Origin of the sequence: Sulfitobacter sp. 1A15106, assembly GCF_043556995.1 — a bacterium.
GTDB lineage: Bacteria > Pseudomonadota > Alphaproteobacteria > Rhodobacterales > Rhodobacteraceae > Sulfitobacter > Sulfitobacter faviae.
Map to the genome: position 1 here is coordinate 377538 of NZ_JBIFFM010000003.1, position 20841 is coordinate 398378.

The window sequence follows — 20841 nt, forward strand, 5'->3', positions numbered from 1 at the left end:
GCAACCCCGATTGACGTTTGCCCGGCTTGTACCTTTATTAGACAAGAGAGCGAGCACCGATGAAAAACACGCCTGAATTGCTGAAAGACATGAACGACCGATCCCGCGAAGTGTTTCGCCGGGTGGTTGAAGGCTATCTGGAAAGTGGCGATCCGGTGGGGTCGCGCACCCTGACGCGGGACTTCAGCGAAAAGGTCTCGGCGGCGACAATCCGCAATGTAATGCAGGATCTCGAATATATGGGCCTGTTGGATAGCCCTCATGTTTCAGCCGGGCGCATTCCGACACAGCTAGGGCTCCGGATGTTCGTCGATGGGATGATCGAGATCGGCGATCCGACAGAGCTTGACCGGGAGAAGATCGACGCGACACTGGGGAATAATTCCTCTGATGTCGGCGGGCTGTTGGACCGGATCGGATCGGCCCTGTCGGGCGTCACGCATGGTGCGTCGCTCGTGTTGACGCCGAAGCATGAAGCGCCGATCAAACATATCGAATTCGTTTCTCTCTCGCCTGATAGAGCCTTGGTGGTGCTTGTTTTCTCCGACGGCCATGTGGAGAACCGGCTATTCACGCCGCCACCCGGGCAGACCCCCAGTTCGATGCGCGAGGCGGCGAATTTCCTGAATGCTTTCGTCGAAGGCAAAACCCTTAGCGAGTTGCAGCGCAGCATCAAGCAGGAGATCGCCAAACGCCGTCAGGAGATCGACGTGCTGGCACAGCAGCTTGTCGAGAGCGGTGCGGTGCTGTGGGACGCGGAAGGAGAGCATTCCGAGCGTCTGATCGTGCGCGGTCGGTCGAATCTGCTGGGCGGAGAGGCGGAGGCCGAAGACCTTGACCGTATCCGCAGCCTTTTCGATGATCTTGAGCGCAAGCGGGACATCGCCGAATTCCTCGAACTGGCCGAAGATGGGGACGGTGTGCGCATTTTTATCGGCTCGGAAAACAAACTTTTCTCACTTTCGGGTTCCTCTCTGGTCGTTTCCCCTTATATGAACGCTGATCGTAAGGTGATCGGCGCCGTGGGTGTCATTGGCCCGACACGCTTAAATTATGGACGTATCGTGCCGATTGTGAACTACACGGCACAACTGGTGGGAAAGCTGATTTCCGACCGGAACTAGAGGTGGAACATGGCAGAGCCGAAAGAAAACGACTTTTTGGACGAGATCGACAGCGCCGAAGCTGAAGAATACGCCGAAGACATGGCCGAGATCGACGAAGAAGCCCTTGCGGTTGAGGAACTGCGCGCCGAGCGTGACCAGTACCGCGACCGTTTCATGCGCGCGCTCGCCGATGCCGAGAATGCGCGCAAACGCTCCGACAAGGACCGTCGCGAGGCCGAGAACTATGGCGGCTCCAAGCTGGCCCGTGACATGCTGCCCGTTTATGACAACATGAAACGCGCGCTGGAAACCACCACCGATGAGCAGAAAGAGGCCTTTGGCCCGCTGCTGGAAGGTGTGGAACTGACGATGCGCGAGCTTCTGAACGTCTTCAAAAAGCACGGCATCGAAGTGATCGCGCCCGAGGTTGGCGACAAGTTCGACCCCAAGCATCACGAAGCGATGTTCGAAGCGCCCGTGCCCGGCACCGTGGCGGGCGAGATCATTCAGGTCGCCGCCGAAGGCTTTATGCTGCACGACCGTCTGCTGCGCCCGGCGCAGGTTGGGGTGTCTTCGACCCCGGCGAGCTAAGCGCGCAATCAGTCACTTTCGAAGGAGGCGGTCAGGATTTGGCCGCCTCTTTCAGTTTATAGATCAGCTCAAGCGCTTCACGTGGGGAGAGTTCATCGGGGATGATCTCTGCCAGCTTCTCTTCGACCGCCGAGGTTTTCGCGGGGGCCGGTTGCGGCGGCGGGCTGGCTGCGAAGAGCGGCAGATCGTCGATCAGCGTCTTTTGTGTAGCCCCGCCTTCGCGTTCGCCTTTCTCCAATGCCTCCAGCACCACGCGGGCGCGGGCGATCACCGGGGCGGGTAGGCCGGCCAGCTGCGCCACCTGCACGCCATAAGAGCGGTCCGCGGCCCCCTTGCGCACTTCGTGCAGGAAGACGACCTCGCCCTCCCATTCCTTGACCGCCACCGTGGCATTGTCGACCCCCGGCAGCTTGCCGGCCAGCGCCGTCATCTCGTGATAATGAGTGGCGAAGAGCGCCCGGGTCCGGTTCACGTCGTGCAAATGCTCCAGCGTGGCCCAAGCGATCGAGAGGCCGTCGTAGGTGGCGGTGCCGCGCCCGATCTCGTCGAGGATCACCAGCGCGCGGTCGTCGGCTTGGTTCAAGATCGCGGCGGTCTCGACCATTTCGACCATGAAGGTCGAGCGGCCCCGCGCCAGATCGTCCGAGGCACCGACGCGGCTGAAGAGCTGGCTGACAACGCCGATATGCGCCGAAGTGGCGGGCACGAAACTGCCCATCTGCGCCATCAGAGCGATCAGCGCGTTCTGGCGCAGGAAGGTCGATTTACCCGCCATGTTCGGGCCGGTGAGCAGCCAAATGTTCGCGGCTTCACCTTCGGCACTCAAATCGCAGTCATTTGCGATGAAAGGCTCGCCCGATTGCTGGGTCAGAGCACGTTCCACGACCGGATGCCGCCCGCCTTGGATGTCGAAGGCGCGGGACATATCCACGCGGGGGCGGGTCCAGTTCTCACTCCGTGCGAGGTCGGCCAGACCGGTGGCCAGATCGACTTCGGCCAGCCCGGCAGAGGCTTGTCCGATCTCTGCGGCATGTTCTAGAATCGCACCCCGAAGGCTCTCATAGAGCCGCTTTTCGATCTCCTGCGCGTGGTTGCCCGCGTTGAGGATTTTCGTCTCCAACTCGGACAGTTCGACCGTGGTAAAGCGCACTTGGTTCGCCGTGGTCTGCCGGTGGATAAAGGTCTCTGACAGCGGCGGGTTCAGCATCTTTTCCGCATGGGTCGCGGTGCATTCGACGAAATAGCCCAGCACGTTGTTGTGCTTGATCTTCAGCGACGAAATCCCCGTGTCAGAGACAAATTGCTGCTGCATACCGGCAATCACGCTGCGGCCTTCGTCGCGCAGCTCGCGCGCGGCGTCGAGGTCGGCGTCATGGCCGGGGGCGATGAAACCGCCGTCGCGCACCATCAGCGGGGGCTCGGCCACCAGCGCGTGATCCAGCAGGTCAATAAGATCGCCATGGCCCTGCAACCCTTCCGCAGCTTCGCGAAGCAGGTCTGGGAGGTCCTGTTGTGTCAAGCTCTGGTGCAAAGCCTCGGCTTCGATCAACCCATTGCGGATCGCGGCAAGGTCGCGCGGACCGCCCCGGTCGAGCGAGAGGCGTGACAGCGCCCGGTCGAGGTCCGGTACATTGCGCAGACGTTGGCGAATGTTCTCGGCAACGCGGGCGTTGTCATAGGCAAAGCTGACCGCATCGGCGCGGGAGGTCACCACATCGACAACGCGCGAGGGGCTTGAGATCCGCCGCTCCAGCAGGCGCGCGCCCCCGGCGGTGACGGTATTATCCATGATCGACAGCAAAGACCCGGCGCGGCCACCATTTAGCGAGTGCGTCAGTTCCAGATTGCGCCGCGTTGCCGCGTCAATCTGAACGGTGCGGGCCTCAGCCTCTTTCTGGGGCGGGCGGAGCAGGGGTAGCTTGCCGCGTTGGGTGATAGTGAGGTATTCTATTACCGCTCCCATGGCGGAGACTTCGGCGCGGGTGAAGCTGCCGAAAGCCTCTAGCGTTGCAATATCAAACAGGTCGCAGACCCGTTTTTCCGCACTGGTGCTGTCAAAGGCCGAACGGGCCAGACCCGTCAGTGCGATCCCGAAATCAGAGACAACCTCGTGCAATTCCGTCTCTTTCGCCTCCGAGACGATCAGTTCCGAAGGCGATAGCCGCGCCAGTTCCGGCCCCAGCCGGACTTGGGCCAACGGCATCACGTGAAACGCACCGGTCGAGATATCGACCCAAGCCATCGCGCAGGCATCGCGTACCTCGGCAAAGGCCGCGAGGTAGTTGTGGCGGCGCGCTTCCAGCAGGCTTTCTTCGGTCAGGGTTCCGGGTGTCACCAGCCGCACCACATCGCGTTTCACGACCGCTTTGTAGCCGCGTTTCTTGGCCTCCGCGGGGCTTTCCATCTGCTCGCAGACCGCCACGCGAAACCCCTTGCGGATCAGCGTCAGCAGGTAGCCTTCGGCGGCATGCACCGGCACGCCGCACATGGCGATATCCTTGCCCTGATGCTTGCCGCGTTTGGTGAGCGCGATGTCCAACGCCTCTGCCGCGGCGATGGCATCGTCAAAGAACATCTCGTAAAAATCGCCCATGCGGTAGAACAGCAACGCATCCGCGTGGTCCGCTTTAAGCTCGAGATATTGGGCCATCATTGGCGTTACTTTTTCTGTCTGCACGGCTGCCCCCTGTTGCCGCGCGGACCCTACAAAACCCCCCGGCGCAGCGAAAGGGGGTGCGGGGCCTTGGGCGGTCTTTGTCATGCGATTTGCACTGACGCGGGGCTTGCGTTGTGCTGAACTCGGATCGTGGCTAAGAAGATCCCAAAGCAGAAGAAGGGTAATGTCGTGACGAGAAAGAACCGTATCACCTCTGAAGAGGCGCTTGCCTTTCACCTCGAACCGACCCCCGGCAAGTTCGAGATCTCGGCCACCGTGCCGATGACCACGCAGCGCGACCTGAGCCTTGCTTATTCGCCCGGCGTGGCCGTGCCCTGCGAGGCGATCGCGGAAAGCCCCGAGACAGTCTATGACTACACCAACAAGGGCAATCTGGTCGCCGTGATCTCGAACGGGACCGCGGTTCTGGGGCTGGGAAACCTCGGTGCGCTGGCCTCGAAACCGGTGATGGAGGGCAAGGCGGTACTGTTCAAACGCTTCGCGGATGTGAACTCCATCGATATCGAGCTTGATACCGAAGACACCGAAGCCTTCATCAACGCCTGCAAGCTGATGGGGCCGACCTTCGGCGGCATCAACCTCGAAGACATCAAGGCGCCCGAATGTTTCATCATTGAGCAGCGCTTGAAGGAGGAGATGGACATCCCCGTCTTCCACGACGACCAGCACGGCACGGCGGTGATCTGTGCCGCGGGTCTGATCAACGCGCTGCATCTCTCGGGCAAAAAGATCGAAGACGTGCGCATCGTGCTCAACGGTGCGGGGGCGGCGGGCATCGCTTGTCTGGAACTGCTCAAGGCGATGGGCGCGAAACACGACAATTGCATCATGTGCGACACCAAGGGCGTGATCTACCAAGGCCGCACCGAGGGCATGAACCAGTGGAAATCGGCCCATGCCGCCAATACCGAGCTGCGCAGCTTGGAAGAGGCGATGAAGGGCGCGGATGTCTTCCTTGGCGTCTCGGTCAAAGGGGCGGTGACGCCGGCGATGGTGGCCTCCATGGCCGACAACCCGGTGATCTTCGCCATGGCCAACCCGGACCCGGAGATCACGCCCGAAGAGGCGCATGAGGTCCGCATGGACGCTATCGTCGCCACCGGGCGCAGCGATTACCCGAACCAAGTCAACAACGTGCTGGGCTTTCCCTATCTATTCCGCGGCGCGCTCGACATCCATGCGCGGGCCATCAACGACGAGATGAAGATCGCCTGCGCCCATGCGCTGGCGCAACTGGCGCGCGAGGATGTGCCGGACGAGGTGGCGCTGGCCTATGGCCGCACGCTGAGCTTTGGCCGCGACTACATCATTCCTACGCCATTCGACCCACGCCTCATCCACCGCATTCCGCCCGCCGTGGCCAAGGCAGGCATGGACACCGGGGCCGCGCGGCGCCCGATCATCGACATGGACGCCTATGAGGTCGGGCTGAAGTCGCGGATGGACCCGACGGCGAGCATCCTGCGCGGCATCAACGCCCGCGCCCGGGCCAATCAGGCCCGGATGATCTTTGCCGAGGGGGACGATCCCAAGGTGCTGCGCGCGGCGGTCATGTACCAGCGCGCGGGCTTGGGCAAAGCACTGGTCGTGGGCCGCGAGGACGACGTGCGCGCCAAGCTCGAAGAGGCGGGCATGGCCGACGCGGTGCGCGAGTTGGAGGTGGTGAACGCCGCCAACACCCAGCATCTGGCGACCTACAAAGACTTTCTTTATGGCCGTTTGCAGCGCAAAGGGTTCGACCGCAAGGACATCCATCGCCTCGCCTCGCGCGACCGCCATGTCTTTGCCGCACTGATGCTGGCGCATGGTCATGGCGACGGTCTGGTGACCGGGGCCACCCGCAAGTCGGCGCATGTCTTGGAGCGGCTCAACCACGTTTTTGATGCCAATGCCGAGGCCGGGGCCGCGGGCATCACGGCCCTGCTGCACAAGGGGCGCATCGTCTTTATCGCCGACACCTTGGTGCATGAATGGCCCGATGAGAACGATCTGGCCAATATCGCCGAAAGCGGCGCGCGCGTGGCGCGGCATCTGGGGCTGGAGCCGCGTGTCGCCTTCGTCAGCTTTTCGACCTTCGGCTACCCTGTCTCGGAACGCGCCGAAAAGATGCACCTCGCGCCCGAGGTGCTGGACCAGCGCGGGGTGGATTTCGAATATGAGGGCGAGATGACCGTCGACGTGGCGCTGAACGCGGCCAGTCAGGCGAATTACCCGTTCTCGCGGCTGACGGGGCCTGCGAACATCCTCGTGGTGCCAGCGCGGCATTCGGCCAGCATCTCGGTCAAGCTGATGCAGGAGATGGCGGGGGCGACGGTGATCGGGCCGATCCTTACGGGCCTCGATAAGTCGATTCAGATCTGCTCTTCCACCTCGACGGCGAATGACATCCTTAACATGGCCATTCTCGCGGCCTGTAAGGTAGGCTGATGATCTGGAACCTCGGCTCTATCAACGCGGATAACTTCTATCTGCTGCCCCATCTGCCGGGACCGGGAGAGACCATTTCAGCCCGGAATTTCCGGCAGGGGCTGGGCGGGAAGGGGGCCAATATGTCAGTCGCCGCCGCCCGGGCCGGGACGCGGGTGATGCATGTCGGCGCGTTGGGCGCCGATGGCGGCTGGGCGCTGGAACGGCTTTTGGAATATGGGGTCGAAACGGCGCATATCACCTTGATGGAGGGCGTGACCGGTCACGCCAATATCGCCGTGGATCTGGAAGGGGAGAACAATATCGTTATCTTCCCCGGCACCAATCACGAGATCACCGATGAGATGATCGGTGCCGCGCTGAGCGAGGCTTCCTCGGGCGATTGGCTGTTGATGCAGAACGAAACCAACGGGCAGCGGTTCGCGGCGCGAACGGCGAAAACTCTGGGCCTGCGACTGGCCTATGCCGCAGCCCCTTTCGATGCGGATGCGGTGACGGCGATCCTCGAACAGATCGACCTATTGGTGCTGAACGAGGTCGAAGCGGCGCAGTTGCGGGCCGCGACGGGGGGCGAATTGCGGCAACTGCCGATCGACGATATCGTGGTGACGCTGGGGGCGGGGGGCTGTGAATGGGTCTCTAACAAGGCACATCTGGTCGAAAGCTTCCCTGCCTATCAGGTCGATGCGGTGGATACGACCGGCGCGGGCGATACTTTTACCGGCTATCTGCTGGCCGGGTTGGACCGGGGGATGACCATGCCGCAGGCGATTGATCTGGCCATGCGCGCCGGGGCCTTGATGGTCACGCGTCATGGCACGGCGGATGTGATCCCCGATCTGAAAGAGATCCGGGATCACGATTTTCGCAGCTAATCTACCAGGGCGTGGTTACTTCACGAAGGGGGCCGCACTGCCCCAAAGTTGTTTCACGCGGGCGTCACGGCCACAGCCCTTGCGATAGCGTTTGTAGGCGACCGATTTTTTCACGGCCACGCCGACACTGCTGAACGCCAGCCGGTCGCTGCTTTTGTAGTAGTCCTGGTGATAATCATCAGCCGGGTAAAAGGGCGCATCGCCAAGGATCGGCGTCACGACCTTGGTCCCAAGGGCGGCCTGCGCTTCTGCCTTGGCAGCCTCTGCCGCGCTTTTCTGGGCGGGGCTGCCTGCGAAAATCGCGGTCCGGTAGCTTTCGCCCCGGTCACAGAATTGCCCGCCTGCATCTGTTGGGTCGATCGAGCGGAAGAAGAGATCAAACAGTGTCTTGCGGCTGACCACATCCGGGTCGAATTGGATCTGCACCGCTTCGTAATGGCCGGTGTTGCCGCCGGTGACTTCTTTGTAGGTCGGGTTCTTGGTGCGGCCCCCGGCAAAGCCCGAGATGGCCTCTTTCACGCCTTTGACGGATTCAAAATCGGCTTCGACGCACCAGAAGCAGCCGCCCGCTACGGTCAGCACCTCGGTCTCCGCCGCCGCCGCAGGTCGGTTCTGCGCGGCGAGGCCCAGAATGATCACAAGGGTCAGGATGGCGGGTTTGAACATTGATTTTTGGAACATGTCGGTCCTCCTCAGGCCTAGGCTTGCCGCTGGGGCGGAGATAGCGCAAGGCCGGGGCGGGGAAAGTCACGCTCTGGTGATGGCAATTTACCACTTGGCGCGCGGGCGCGTTCTTTCTAGCGTTCCGGGTTCAACGGCAATGGGAGAAGCCTTTCATGCGTATTGCGATGTGGTCAGGGCCACGCAATCTCAGCACTGCGATGATGTATAGTTTCGGAGCGCGTGCGGATTTCACCGCGATGGATGAGCCGTTCTACGCGGCCTATCTCAAGGCGATGGGGCTGGATCATCCGATGCGCGACGCGGTACTGGCGGCGCAGGAGCAAGACCCCGCACGGGTGCCTCTTGGCTTTGTCCAACACGGCACCCGGCATCTTTATATGAAACATATGGCGCAGCATATGATCGACAGTTTCCCGCTCGATTGGGCCGAGAATTGCATGAACATCCACCTGATCCGCCATCCCGCCCGGGTGATCGCAAGCTATGCGGAAAAGCGCGAAGCGCCCCGTTTGGCGGATATCGGATTTGACCGGCAAGTCATGCTCTTCGAACGGTTGGGCGGGCTGGTCATCGACAGCGGCGATATCCGCGCGGACCCAGAGGGGATGCTGCGCAGGCTTTGCGCCGCCATCGATCTGCCCTTCGATCCTGCGATGCTGCATTGGCCCGCCGGCCCGCGTGCGGAAGATGGCGTTTGGGCGCCGCATTGGTATGGGGCGATCCATCGCAGCACCGGTTTTGCCGGGCCGGAGGGGGAACTGCCCGAGCTTAAAGGAGCAGAGGCGGAAGTTCTGGAGGCGGCCATGCCCTACTATGAGCGGCTGTTTGCGGAACGTCTAAAAAATTCCTGAAGACTGCGAAACTATTTCGCGGGGCTGTCGTGACTACGGTGCTATTTCAAACGGAGGGAAAACCAGATGAAAAAATTTGCAAGCACCGCAATCGCCCTGTCCATGATCGCCGGTGGCGCATGGGCGGATGCCCATGCCATGGCCATGGTCGAAGCCTCGGGTCAGGATGTATCGAATGGCGTCGTCACTGCCGATAAGGTGATGGCGGGCGAGAATGGCTGGCTGGTCGTGCACCGCACCGACGCCGACATGAAGCCCGGCCCCGTGGTCGGCTACGCCCCGCTGCGCGCGGGCGAGAACATGGATGTCGTCGCGATCCTGCAAGAGGACGTGGCTTCGGGCGACATGCTGATGTTGATGGTTCATTCCGAAGATGGTGGCATGAAAACCGGCGTGTTCGAATATACGTTGGGCGCCAAGGAAGACGGGCCGATTAAACCGAATGGGGAGCTGGTGATGACGGTCGTCACTGCCGATTGATCCGGTAGGTGGCTAAGAGAAAGGCCCGGGCGGGAGCGTCCGGGCCTTTTGCGTTTTTATCTGGGGCTGGCCGCCGGGGGCGCTGCCCCCGGGCCCCCGTGGTATTTAAGAAAGGATGAAGGGGGATTGGGATCCCGCGCTTCAGCCTTTGCTGCGCTTGTCGCGGGCGGCGAGGAGTTTGAGGCGCAGGGCGTTCAGTTGGATGAAGCCTGCGGCGTCTTTCTGGTCGTAGGCGCCGGCGTCGTCTTCGAAGGTCACATGGGCCTCGGAATAGAGGCTGTGATCGGACCAGCGGCCAACGGTGCGGACATGGCCCTTGTAGAGCTTGAGGCGCACGGTGCCGGTGACATGGGTTTGGCTCGCGTCGATGGCGGTTTGCAGCATGGTGCGTTCGGGGCTGTACCAGAAGCCGTTGTAGATGAGCTCGGCGTATTTCGGCATCAACTCGTCCTTAAGGTGCATGGCACCGCGGTCGAGGGTGATGGATTCGATGCCGCGGTGCGCTTCCAAGAGCAGGGTGCCGCCCGGGGTCTCATAGATGCCACGGGATTTCATGCCGACGAAACGGCCTTCGACCAGATCGAGGCGGCCGCAGCCGTGTTTGCCGCCAAGTTCGTTCAGTTTGGTCAGGATCGTGGCGGGTGACATTGCTTCGCCGTTGATGCTGACCGCATCACCGCGCTCGAAGCCAATCTCGACGTATTCGGGCGTGTCGGGGGCGTCTTCGGGGTTCACGGTGCGCTGGTAGACGTAGTCGGGCGCGTCGACCGCCGGGTCTTCGAGCACTTTGCCTTCGGAAGAGGTGTGCAGCAGGTTGGCGTCGACCGAGAAGGGCGCTTCGCCGCGCTTGTCCTTGGCGATTGGGATCTGGTTCTGCTCGGCGAAGGCCAGAAGTTTGGTGCGGCTCGACAGGTCCCATTCGCGCCAGGGGGCGATGACCTTGATGTCGGGGTTCAGGGCATAGGCGGCCAGTTCAAACCGGACCTGGTCATTGCCCTTGCCGGTGGCGCCGTGGGCGACGGCATCGGCGCCGGTTTCTTCGGCGATTTCCACGAGGCGTTTGGAGATCAGCGGGCGGGCGATGGAGGTGCCCAGCAGGTAGAGACCCTCGTAGACCGCATTGGCGCGGAACATTGGGAAGACGAAGTCGCGGACGAATTCCTCGCGCACGTCTTCAATGTAGATGTTCTCAGGCGCGATGCCCATCATCTCGGCTTTTTTGCGGGCCGGTTCCAGCTCTTCGCCTTGGCCGAGATCGGCGGTGAAGGTCACCACCTCGCAGCCATATTCGGTTTGCAGCCATTTGAGGATGATCGAGGTATCGAGGCCGCCGGAATAGGCAAGCACGACTTTCTTGGGCGCGGACATGACGGGTTTCCTTTCAAGTTCGCCCTGCGAGGTAGCGGTTTTCGCGGGCGCGGGCAAGATTGAAGCCCGCGTTGACCTATGCTGGCTGCGCGCCTATCGACGAATGGCAGCAAGGAGAGCACAGATGGCGGATGAATTTGCACGAAAAGCACAGGCGGCGGCAGAAGCGCTGCGGGCATTGTTCCCGGCGACACCGCTTTTGCGCAATGAGCATCTGTCGGAGCGGTTTGGCGCGGATATCTGGCTGAAACGCGAGGATCTGAGCCCGGTGCGCTCCTACAAGCTGCGCGGGGCCTTCAATGCGATGCGCAAGGTGATCCCGGGGCAGGGGGTTTTCGTCTGTGCCTCTGCTGGGAACCATGCACAGGGGGTGGCTTTTGCCTGTAGTCATTTCGGGGTGCGCGGCGTGATCTTCATGCCGGTGACGACGCCGCAGCAGAAGGTGCAGAAGACCCGCATGTTCGGCGGTGAGAATGTCGAGATCCGGTTGGTGGGGGATTATTTTGACGCCACGCTGGCCGCAGCGCAGGATTTCTGCCGGGAGGAGGGCGCGCATTTCCTGTCGCCTTTCGATGATGACGACGTGATCGAGGGGCAGGCTTCGGTCGCGGTGGAGATTGCCGCGCAGTTGGGCCGGGTGCCGGACCGGGTGATCTTGCCGGTGGGCGGCGGCGGGCTGTCTTCGGGGGTGGTGAGTTATTTTGGTGAGGCTTGCGATTACACATTCGTCGAACCCGCCGGTGCGCCGAGCCTTGCGCGGGCGTTGGAAGCCGGGGCGCCGGTTGATGTCTCTCCGATCGATAACTTTGTCGATGGTGCGGCGGTGGCCAAGATCGGCGCGCGGACCTTTGAGCGTTTGCGCGGGGTGAACCCGGCGGATGTGGTGCATCTGCCTGAGGACCGGATCTGCGTGACGATCAACGAGATGTTGAATGTCGAAGGCATCGTGTTAGAACCGGCGGGCGCGCTATCGATCGATGCGCTGGGCGAGGTGGCCGATCAGATTGTGGGCAAGACGGTGGTTTGCGTGGCCTCGGGGGGTAATTTCGATTTCGAGCGTTTGCCGGAGGTCAAGGAGCGGGCGCAGCGCTATTCGGGTGTGAAGAAATATTTCATCCTGCGCATGCCGCAGCGGCCCGGCGCGTTGAAGGAATTCCTGATGCTGCTGGGGCCGGAGGATGACATCTGCCGCTTCGAGTATTTGAAAAAGTCGGCGCGGAACTTTGGTTCGGTCCTGATCGGGATCGAGACGCGGCGGCCAGAGAATTTCAAGCCGTTTCTTGAGCAATTGGGGCAATCCGGCTTTACCTATACGGATATCACAAACGACGAAACCTTGGCGCAGTTCGTTCTGTAGGGGCGGAAGGCCAGAGGGATTCACCTTCTGGTAAGGCTTGGTGGGTTAACTCGATAGGGTCTGTCAGGATCGTGTCGCATGAAATTGGATATCCCCAGCCTTTCCGAAGCGGTGTCGACACCTGCTGTGGCGTCTTTGGTTTTGGTGGTCGAGGGGGATGAGACCCGGCGGGCCTGTCTTTCGGCCGCATTGAAGGGATGGGGATATGAGGTGGTTTCTGCCGCCTCGGAAGCCGAGGCGCTGGCCCTTTGCACGCAGCGGTGGCCTGATATCGTGCTTTGTAGTGGGGCGATATCGGGACTCGATTTTTGCAGGGCTTTTCGGGAGCTTTCGCAAGGGCGCGGCAGTTATCTCATTCTGTTGGCCGACATTCATGAGCGGGTGGTGGACTGCGCTCTTGATGCAGGGGCTGATGATGTTTTGATACGGCCCGCCGGTCTGCCGGAGCTACGCGCGCGTCTGATGGCGGGGGCGCGTTTTCTGGCCATGCAGCGGGACCTGACGCAGAAAAATCAGCTGATCACCGAGACTTTGGATATTCTGCGGCAGGTGCATGCGCGGATCGATAAGGATTTGGTCGAGGCGAAGAAATTTCAGCAATCGCTGCTTCGCGAGCGTTATCGCGCCATGGAGGGGGGCAATCTGTCGATGATGCTGCGCTCTGCCGGGCATGTTGGCGGGGATTTGGTGGGGTACTTTCCGGTGCGGCCGGGGGTCGTGGGGCTGTTTGGCTTAGATGTGTCTGGGCATGGGATCAGTTCGGCCCTGATGACGGCACGGCTGGCGGGGTATCTGTCGGCGGCCACGCCGGATCAGAACCTTGCGCTCACGCTTTTGCCCGGGGGGACCTACGCGGCGCGACCACCGGGCGAAGTGATTGCGGAACTGAACGATCTTGTTCTTCATGAGATGGAGACGGAGCATTATTTCACCCTGATGCTCGCGATTGCGGATCTCACGTCTGGGGAGGTCACTGTCGCGCAGGCGGGGCATCCGCATCCCGCCTTGCTGCGCTCGGATGGGCGGGTCGAACAGTCGGGCACCGGGGGCTTCCCTGTCGGGCTGCTTTCTGGAGTCGGGTTCGAGGACTATAAGCTTCAGATGGCGCCGGGGGATCGTTTGTTGATCCTATCCGATGGGGTGACGGAATGCCCCGATCCGGGTGGGGAGATGTTGGGCGAAGAAGGGTTGGCCCGCATGTTGGGCGAATTGCGCCGGTTCAGCGGCCCGGCGCTGCTAAGTGCGCTGGTTTGGAAGCTGTCGGAATTCGCTGGTAGCCGCGATTTCCCCGATGATGTCTCGGGGATATTGCTTGAGTATCACGGCAACGCCTAGCCTAGGTGGCGTTGCAGAAACAAACGGTCGCCTTCATTGGCGAGGGTTGCCAGCGCTTCGCTGGCCGATAGCACCAGCGTGGCGTGATGCGGCTCTGTCGGGGCGGCGATCTGGCGCACGGGATGGGCGACATAGACGTGGCAGATCTTCTGCGCCCAGAGGTCGTAGTCCTTCATATAGGTAAAGCGGCGGAAGGCGCCCAACCGGCGCGGGCGGGCGATGCGCCAGCCGGTTTCCTCCAGCACCTCGCGGTGCAGCGCTTGAAGCGGGGATTCCCCCGCCTCGATACCGCCGCCGGGCAGTTGCACCTCGGTCTCCTCCGCCATTTCCAGCGTCATGAGAAAGCGGCGTTGCAGCGGCAGAATGGCATAGACGCCGGGGCGCGGCGTGTATCGTTGGCCGGGCTCTGGTGTCTCACCTGTACGTCGGATCATGTGCTGCCCCTTTTTCCATGGGTTGCTGCGCCTATATAGACGCGGTATGCCAAGCGGCCCCCGATAAGGAAACCCGATGACCCAAGGAACTAAAATCGCGTGGGACGATACCGTTCTGCCCTTTCAGCTTGATGATGTCGACATGCGCGGCCGCGTGGCGCGGCTTGATGGCGTGTTGGAAGGCATCCTGAAACAGCACGACTATCCGCCGCAGGTCGAAGCCCTCGTGGCCGAGATGGCGTTGCTGACAGCTTTGATCGGTCAGACGATCAAACTGCGCTGGAAGCTGTCGCTACAGGTGCAGTCCAAAGGCGCCGTTCGGATGATCGCGACCGATTACTATGGCCCCGAAAGGGAAGGCGAGCCTGCGCGCATCCGCGCCTATGCCAGCTATGATGCGGACCGGCTGACCGATGACGCCCCGTTTGAGCAGGTCGGCGAAGGCTATTTCGCGATCATGATCGACCAAGGCCAAGGCATGACCCCCTATCAGGGCATCACGCCGCTGGCCGGTGGGTCTCTGGCCGCCTGTGCCGAAGCCTATTTCGCCCAGTCCGAACAGTTGCCGACCCGCTTTTCCCTGAGCTTTGGCAAATCGTCCGGCCCGGATGAGCCGGAGCATTGGCGCGCGGGTGGCATCATGTTGCAGCATATGCCCAAAGCCTCTCCGTTGGCGGCGTCGGGCGAGGGGAGCGGTGACATTCTCAAGGCCGATGACTTGGTCGAGGGCGATGAGGCCGAGGATTGGAACCGCGTGAACATCCTGCTCGGCACCGTTGAGGATTTGGAACTGATCGGCCCCAGCGTCCCGCCGACCGATCTGCTGCTGCGATTGTTTCACGAGGAACAACCGCGGGTCTATGACCCCCAGCCGGTGCGTTTCGGCTGTACCTGTTCCGAAGACCGCGTGCGGCAAAGCCTGTCAATCTACTCGGCCCGCGATATCGAAAAGATGACCACGGACGAAGGTCGGGTTACCGCCGATTGCCAGTTCTGCGGCGCTCATTACGACCTTGATCCGGCCACGGTCGGTTTCGACGCCAAGGCCTAAGGTGAGCGACCGGTTCCATTCTTTTCGCAAGGCGCTTGCCCAGACCGGGGTGGAATCCTCTGATTTCGATCTGAACCCAGAGGTTACCCTCCCCGAGGGGCGCGCCCTGCGTCCTGCGGGGGTGCTGGCCCCGGTGGTGGATACCGGTGCGCGGCTGGAGCTGATCTTGACCAAACGGTCTTCGGCGCTGAAACATCACCCTGGGCAGATCGCCTTTCCGGGGGGCAAGCAAGACGGCGGGGATGCGGATGTCATCGCCGCCGCCCTGCGCGAAGCCCGCGAAGAGATTGGCCTGCCGAGCGATATCGTGGATGTATTGGGCGTGCTCCCGTCTCATGAGACGGTCACCGGCTTTAGCGTGACGCCCGTGATCGGCCATGTGACGCGCGATTTCACCGTGGTGCCAGAACCCGGCGAGGTCGAAGAGGTGTTTCGCGTGCCGCTTGACCATGTGCTGAACCCCAGCAACTACCTTGTCCATTCACGGCGTTGGCGCGGCCAGCGGCGGTATTATTACGCCGTGCCCTACGGCCCCTATTACATCTGGGGCGCGACCGCGCGTATGTTGCGGGCATGGGCGACACGAATGAACCAATGATTCCGACCGGCACGCGCTGGCTACATGACGAAGACGCACAGCGGGTTTGCCGCGTGGTGCAGGAGGGCGGGCATCCTATCTATTTCGTCGGCGGCTGCGTGCGCGATGCGCTGCTGGGACTGCCAGACAACGACGTCGATCTCTCCACCGAAGCGACGCCTGAAACGGTGATGGCGCTGGCCAAGGCCGCCGGGGTCAAGGCCGTGCCGACTGGGATCGACCATGGCACGGTGACGCTGGTCTCGGGCGGCAAACCCTTTGAGATCACCACCTTTCGCCGCGATGTAGAGACCGATGGCCGCCGGGCTGTCGTCGCCTTTTCCACCGATATCGCTGATGACGCCCGCCGCCGGGATTTCACGATGAACGCGCTCTATGCCACGCCCGAGGGCCATGTGATCGATCCCTTGGGCGGGCTGCCCGACCTGCGCGCGCGCCGTTTGCGTTTCATCGAGGACGCAGGTCAGCGTATCCGCGAAGATTACCTGCGCACCCTGCGCTATTTCCGCTTCATGGCGTGGTATGGTAACCCTGAAGTGGGGCCAGAGCCGGAGGCGCTCGATGCCATCGCGTCGAATTTGGATGGGCTCGAGACGCTCTCGGCGGAACGTGTTGGGCAGGAGTTCAAAAAACTCCTCCGCGCGCCTGATCCTGCCCCCGCACTGGCTCTGATGCGGCAAACCGGTGCTTTGCCCGTGCTTTTGCCGGGGAGTGATGACCGGTGGATCTCCATGCTGGTCCATTTCGAACAGGGGCTTGGCCTTGGCCCCGATTGGCTGGTGCGTCTGGCCGCGCTGGGCGGCGAGGCTGTGGCAGACCGTCTGCGGCTGAGCAAAGCTGAGGCCAAACATCTCACCCAGCTGCAAGAGCAGGGTTTCGCAGGGCCACCATTGCCTGAGCTTGCCTATCGTCATGGGGCAGAGGTGGCCATTGGGGCGGCTCTGCTGCGGGGATGTATGGCGGAGAACATGCCCGAAACTGCCATGTTAGAGACGATAAAAAACGCAGCGGCGGCTCGGTTTCCAGTGGCGGCCAAAGACCTGATGCCCGCATTCAAAGGCCCAGCCTTGGGCCAAAAGCTTGCCCGGCTGGAACAGCTTTGGGTCAACTCCGGCTTCACCTTGACGCGAGCGGACCTATTGGCGCGCCGCAGCTAGGTCGACATCGCGGGGAAATTCGTCTATCCAAAGCGCATTACAAGGGAGATGGGCGAAATGTACCGCGGGATCTGGTTCAGCTAAGCTGGCATAACCATTGCCCCTTTGCGGCTCTGCTATTGGGCAGCGCCGAACATTTTGCACGTCTATTTTTCAAGGTCTCCCCATGTTTCGCTTTTTTGAAAACCTCGTCGATCCCTATGTCTCCTATCGCGAGAAGGATGTGCCGCCCCAAGGGCTCTGGCCCTTTCTGCGGGACTATGCGCAGCCGTTCAAAAAGGTCTTTGCCCTCGCCGGGCTGATGGCGGTCCTTGTCGCCGCGATCGAGGTTGGGCTGATCTACTACATGGGCCGCATCGTCGATCTGCTGGGCAGCGATCCTGCGCAGATGTGGGCGGAACATGGGACCGAGCTGGTCCTCGTGGGGCTGGCCGTGCTGTTGCTGCGGCCCATGGTGCAGGCGGTCGATGTGATGCTTTTGAACAATGCGATCTTGCCGAACTTCGGCACGTTGATCCGTTGGCGGGCGCATCGCCATGTCTTGCGGCAATCGGTGGGCTGGTTTGAGAATGACTTTGCCGGGCGTATCGCCAACCGGATCATGCAGACCCCACCGGCAGCGGGGGAGGTCGTCTTTCAGGTCTTTGATGCGATCTCTTACTCGCTGGCCTATATGATCGGCGCGGCGATCCTGCTCTCTACCTCGGATATCCGTTTATTAGTGCCGCTTTTGGGGTGGTTCATCCTCTATGGCGGCTTGGTGGCTTGGACGATCAAACGGGTCGGCCCTGCGTCCAAAGCCGCGTCGGACGCGCGGTCGCAGGTGACGGGGCGCGTGGTGGATGCCTATACCAATATCCATTCGGTCAAGATGTTCGCGCATCATGATCTGGAGGTCGATTTCGCGGGCGAAGCCATCGAAGAGGCGCGGCGCACGTTTCAAGGTGAGATGCGTATTTTCACCATCATGGATGTGGTGCTCACCCTTCTCAACGGCATGTTGATCGTGGGCGTCGTCGGCTGGGCATTGTTGTTGTGGATGGGGGCCGAGGCAAGCGTCGGTGTCGTCGCCGCTGCCGCCGCGCTGGCGCTGCGGCTTAACTCCATGACCGGTTGGATCATGTGGGCGCTGTCGAGCTTTTTCCGCGAATTGGGTGTCGTCGCCGAAGGGATGGAGACCATTGCCCAGCCCCTCGCCCTCACCGACCGCCGCGATGCGCCGCCGCTGAAACTCACCGAAGGGCGGATTGAAATGGCGGGGCTGAGCCATCACTATGGGCGCGACAGCGGCGGGGTTCAGGACATCAATATCACCGTGCAGCCGGGCGAAAGGATTGGCCTTGTGGGCCGCTCGGGCGCGGGTAAATCGACCCTCGTGAAGCTGATACTGCGGTTCTACGACGCCGAAACGGGCGAAATTCGGATCGACGGGCAGGACATCGCACAGGTCCGGCAAGACAGTCTTAGGCGGCATATCGGTGTGGTGCAGCAGGATTCCTCGCTGCTGCATCGCTCGGTGCGCGAGAATATCCTTTATGGCCGTCCCGACGCCAGCGAGGCCGAGATGATCGCGGCGGCGAAACAGGCGCAGGCGCATGAGTTCATCCTCGATCTGACCGACCCTGAAGGGCGCTCGGGCTATGACGCGCGTGTGGGCGAGCGGGGCGTGAAGCTGTCCGGCGGGCAACGGCAGCGCATCACGCTGGCGCGGGTGATCCTCAAGGACGCGCCGATCTTGTTGCTGGATGAGGCGACAAGCGCGCTCGACAGTGAGGTGGAGGCCGTCATTCAGGAAACGCTCTATGGCATGATGGCGGGCAAGACCGTCATCGCCATCGCGCACAGGCTGTCGACGATTGCCGAGATGGACCGAATTCTGGTTCTGGATCAAGGTCGTATCGTCGAAGAGGGCAGCCATGAAGCGCTTTTGCAGAAAGCTGGCCTATATGCAGCTTTCTGGCACCGTCAGTCGGGCGGTTTTCTCGCATTGGATGAAAAGACGTGAGCATTTCGAACTGGATCAACCCGTTTCGCCCCGCCGACGGGCCGCCACCGCAGACCCTCTGGGCCTTCATCCGCTGGTGCCTTGCAGGCGCTTGGCCGGTGCTCTGGCTCGCCGCCTTTCTATCTGCCGCCGCTGGCGCGATGGAGGCGGGCACAGCGTGGATTTTGGGCAAGGTGATCGATGCCACGGTCAGCGCGGGGCCGGAGCGGTTTTTTGAGGGCAGCAGTCTGGTTCTGGTCTTGGGCGCGATTGCGTTTTTCCTTGTGGCGCGTCCCGTGCTGTTTGGCCTCTCCTCGGCCTCTAACGCGATCATGGTGCAGCCCAATGTGAACCCGCTGGTGCTGTCGCGGCTGCACCGTTGGACATTGGGGCAGAACGTCAATTTTTTTGACGAAGATTTCGCCGGGCGCATCGCGCAAAAGCAGATGCAGGCCGCGCGGGCGGTGACGGATGTGGCCGCCGAGGTGATCAACGTGGTGGCCTTTGCGCTTGCCTCTCTGGTGGGGTCGGTCGCCTTGCTTTTGGCGATCGACTGGCGTGTGGCGGTTGGGTTTTCCGTCTGGCTGGTGATGTATCTGGCGCTGATCAACTGGTTCTTGCCGCGCGTGCGCAAACGGGCCGCGGGGCGGGCCGGGGCGCGTGCGATGGTGTCGGGGCAGGTGGTCGATACGATCACCAACATCAAGACGGTGAAGCTTTTCGCCCATGCCGATCACGAAGACCGCGCGGCACTTTCCGCGATGCAGAGCTTTCGCGCCCGGGCGTTGGAGTTCGGCTATCTCGCCGCCGGGTTCCGTCTGGCGCTGATGAGCCTTGCGGGGCTTTTGCCGGTTCTGTTGCTGGGCGGGACGATCCTGCTGTGGCAGCGCGGATTGGCGAGCGAGGGCGATATCGTCGCCTCCGGCGCCATCGCGATCCGTATCGCGCAGATGACGGGCTGGGTCTCATTCACGCTGATGGCGATCTATTCCAATATTGGGGAGGTCGAAGACGGCATGCGCACCCTGACGCCGCGCGTGCGGCTTGATGATGAGCCTGATGCCCGGGACCTGGTCGTCGAGGCCGGAGAGATCGAGTTGCGCGATCTGGGCTTTGCCTATGGCCGTCAGACTGGCGGCATCGACCGCATCACGCTGACCATCCGACCGGGTGAGAAGCTGGGCATCGTCGGTGCTTCGGGGGCGGGGAAATCGACCCTCGTGGCGCTGCTCTTGCGGCTCTATGAACCAGAACAGGGCAAGATATTGATCGACGGGGTGGATACCACGACGGTCACCCAAGAGAGTCTGCGCCGCAATATCGGCATGGTCACGCAGGAGACGGCGATGTTCAACCGCTCCGCGCGGGACAACATCCTGTATGGCCGCCCCGATGCGACCGAGGCCGAGGTCATCGCCGCCGCCGAACGGGCCGAGGCGCATGAGTTTATCCAGCAGCTCGAAGATCACAAAGGTCGCCGCGGCTATGACGCGCATCTGGGGGAGCGTGGGGTGAAGCTTTCGGGCGGCCAGCGCCAGCGCATCGCCTTGGCCCGCGCCATCCTGAAAGACGCGCCGATACTGGTGTTGGACGAGGCGACGAGCGCCCTTGATAGCGAGGTGGAGGCCGCCATTCAGCAGACCCTAGACCGTGTGATGGAAGGCAAAACCGTGCTAGCCATTGCCCACCGTCTGTCGACCCTGACCGAGATGGACCGCATCATGGTGCTGGACGCAGGCCGCATTGCAGAGATTGGCAGCCATGCCGATCTGCTCGCTCAAGATGGGCTTTATGCGCGCTATTGGCACCGGCAGTCGGGCGGGTTTCTGGATGTGAAGGCGGCGGAATAGGCTTTCCCAGAAGGCT

General features: G+C 61.9%; 17 protein-coding genes. 13 read left to right on the forward strand and 4 right to left on the reverse strand.

Going from position 1 to position 20841, the window contains the following annotated elements:
- The first annotated feature begins 59 nt into the window (after nucleotides 1-59).
- Together hrcA and ACGYKA_RS06795 are read left to right on the forward strand one after the other, a co-directional pair.
- Entirely contained in the window at nucleotides 60-1124 is a 1065-nt protein-coding gene (gene hrcA / locus ACGYKA_RS06790; RefSeq protein ID WP_271688629.1) for a heat-inducible transcriptional repressor HrcA, read from the forward strand.
- 9 nt (nucleotides 1125-1133) lie between these two features.
- Nucleotides 1134-1697, forward strand: a complete 564-nt coding sequence (locus ACGYKA_RS06795; RefSeq protein ID WP_067267873.1) for a nucleotide exchange factor GrpE — start codon at nucleotides 1134-1136, stop codon at nucleotides 1695-1697.
- A 31-nt stretch (nucleotides 1698-1728) separates the two neighbouring features.
- Here the strand turns inward: ACGYKA_RS06795 and mutS are convergent, their stop codons facing one another.
- Nucleotides 1729-4350: a DNA mismatch repair protein MutS gene (gene mutS / locus ACGYKA_RS06800; protein ID WP_394408000.1), complete on the reverse strand. Its 2622-nt coding sequence runs from the start codon at nucleotides 4348-4350 to the stop codon at nucleotides 1729-1731.
- 192 nt (nucleotides 4351-4542) lie between these two features.
- Between mutS and ACGYKA_RS06805 the strand changes: the two genes are divergently transcribed.
- Nucleotides 4543-6801, forward strand: a complete 2259-nt coding sequence (locus tag ACGYKA_RS06805; protein ID WP_394407997.1) for an NADP-dependent malic enzyme — start codon at nucleotides 4543-4545, stop codon at nucleotides 6799-6801.
- Nucleotides 6801-7676: a ribokinase gene (locus ACGYKA_RS06810; RefSeq protein WP_322328684.1), complete on the forward strand. Its 876-nt coding sequence runs from the start codon at nucleotides 6801-6803 to the stop codon at nucleotides 7674-7676. The genes ACGYKA_RS06805 and ACGYKA_RS06810 overlap by 1 nt, the downstream gene beginning before the upstream one ends.
- A gap of 15 nt (nucleotides 7677-7691) precedes the next feature.
- Here ACGYKA_RS06810 and msrA read toward each other — a convergent pair whose 3' ends face one another.
- Nucleotides 7692-8357 (reverse strand): peptide-methionine (S)-S-oxide reductase MsrA, encoded by a 666-nt coding sequence (msrA, locus tag ACGYKA_RS06815; protein WP_394407994.1) that lies wholly within the window; start codon nucleotides 8355-8357, stop codon nucleotides 7692-7694.
- Nucleotides 8358-8512: 155 nt separating this feature from the next.
- Between msrA and ACGYKA_RS06820 the strand changes: the two genes are divergently transcribed.
- Together ACGYKA_RS06820 and ACGYKA_RS06825 are read left to right on the forward strand one after the other, a co-directional pair.
- Nucleotides 8513-9211 (forward strand): HAD family hydrolase, encoded by a 699-nt coding sequence (locus ACGYKA_RS06820; protein ID WP_394407991.1) that lies wholly within the window; start codon nucleotides 8513-8515, stop codon nucleotides 9209-9211.
- 66 nt (nucleotides 9212-9277) lie between these two features.
- Nucleotides 9278-9691, forward strand: a complete 414-nt coding sequence (locus ACGYKA_RS06825) for a hypothetical protein (protein WP_067267884.1) — start codon at nucleotides 9278-9280, stop codon at nucleotides 9689-9691.
- A gap of 141 nt (nucleotides 9692-9832) precedes the next feature.
- Here ACGYKA_RS06825 and ACGYKA_RS06830 read toward each other — a convergent pair whose 3' ends face one another.
- A complete protein-coding gene (locus ACGYKA_RS06830; protein WP_394407988.1) occupies nucleotides 9833-11059 on the reverse strand; it encodes an argininosuccinate synthase in 1227 nt (408 codons plus the stop codon).
- Nucleotides 11060-11183: 124 nt separating this feature from the next.
- On the opposite strand from ACGYKA_RS06830, the gene ilvA reads away from it, so the two are divergent.
- Together ilvA and ACGYKA_RS06840 are read left to right on the forward strand one after the other, a co-directional pair.
- Nucleotides 11184-12416: a threonine ammonia-lyase IlvA gene (gene ilvA, locus ACGYKA_RS06835; RefSeq protein ID WP_394407985.1), complete on the forward strand. Its 1233-nt coding sequence runs from the start codon at nucleotides 11184-11186 to the stop codon at nucleotides 12414-12416.
- 78 nt (nucleotides 12417-12494) lie between these two features.
- Complete coding sequence (locus ACGYKA_RS06840) at nucleotides 12495-13751, forward strand: SpoIIE family protein phosphatase (protein WP_394407982.1); 1257 nt, start codon at nucleotides 12495-12497, stop codon at nucleotides 13749-13751.
- Here the strand turns inward: ACGYKA_RS06840 and ACGYKA_RS06845 are convergent.
- Nucleotides 13748-14185 carry an NUDIX domain-containing protein gene (locus ACGYKA_RS06845; RefSeq protein ID WP_394407979.1) on the reverse strand — a complete coding sequence of 146 codons (438 nt, stop codon included), beginning with the start codon at nucleotides 14183-14185 and terminating at the stop codon, nucleotides 13748-13750. The two genes, ACGYKA_RS06840 and ACGYKA_RS06845, sit on opposite strands and share 4 nt — an antisense overlap.
- Before the next feature lie 76 nt (nucleotides 14186-14261).
- On the opposite strand from ACGYKA_RS06845, the gene ACGYKA_RS06850 reads away from it, so the two are divergent.
- From ACGYKA_RS06850 to ACGYKA_RS06870, 5 genes are all read left to right on the forward strand, one after another.
- Nucleotides 14262-15236 carry an Hsp33 family molecular chaperone HslO gene (locus tag ACGYKA_RS06850; protein ID WP_276154350.1) on the forward strand — a complete coding sequence of 325 codons (975 nt, stop codon included), beginning with the start codon at nucleotides 14262-14264 and terminating at the stop codon, nucleotides 15234-15236.
- 1 nt (nucleotide 15237) lies between these two features.
- Nucleotides 15238-15834, forward strand: a complete 597-nt coding sequence (locus ACGYKA_RS06855; RefSeq protein WP_394407977.1) for a CoA pyrophosphatase — start codon at nucleotides 15238-15240, stop codon at nucleotides 15832-15834.
- Nucleotides 15810-16991: a CCA tRNA nucleotidyltransferase gene (locus ACGYKA_RS06860; RefSeq protein ID WP_394407974.1), complete on the forward strand. Its 1182-nt coding sequence runs from the start codon at nucleotides 15810-15812 to the stop codon at nucleotides 16989-16991. The genes ACGYKA_RS06855 and ACGYKA_RS06860 overlap by 25 nt, the downstream gene beginning before the upstream one ends.
- A 166-nt stretch (nucleotides 16992-17157) precedes the next feature.
- Nucleotides 17158-18996 (forward strand): ABC transporter ATP-binding protein, encoded by a 1839-nt coding sequence (locus ACGYKA_RS06865; protein ID WP_394407971.1) that lies wholly within the window; start codon nucleotides 17158-17160, stop codon nucleotides 18994-18996.
- The gene (locus tag ACGYKA_RS06870; RefSeq protein ID WP_394407968.1) at nucleotides 18993-20825 is read left to right on the forward strand and encodes an ABC transporter ATP-binding protein; all 1833 of its coding nucleotides are present in this window, start codon (nucleotides 18993-18995) and stop codon (nucleotides 20823-20825) included. Before ACGYKA_RS06865 ends, ACGYKA_RS06870 begins: the two co-directional genes overlap by 4 nt.
- Nucleotides 20826-20841 lie beyond the last annotated feature (16 nt).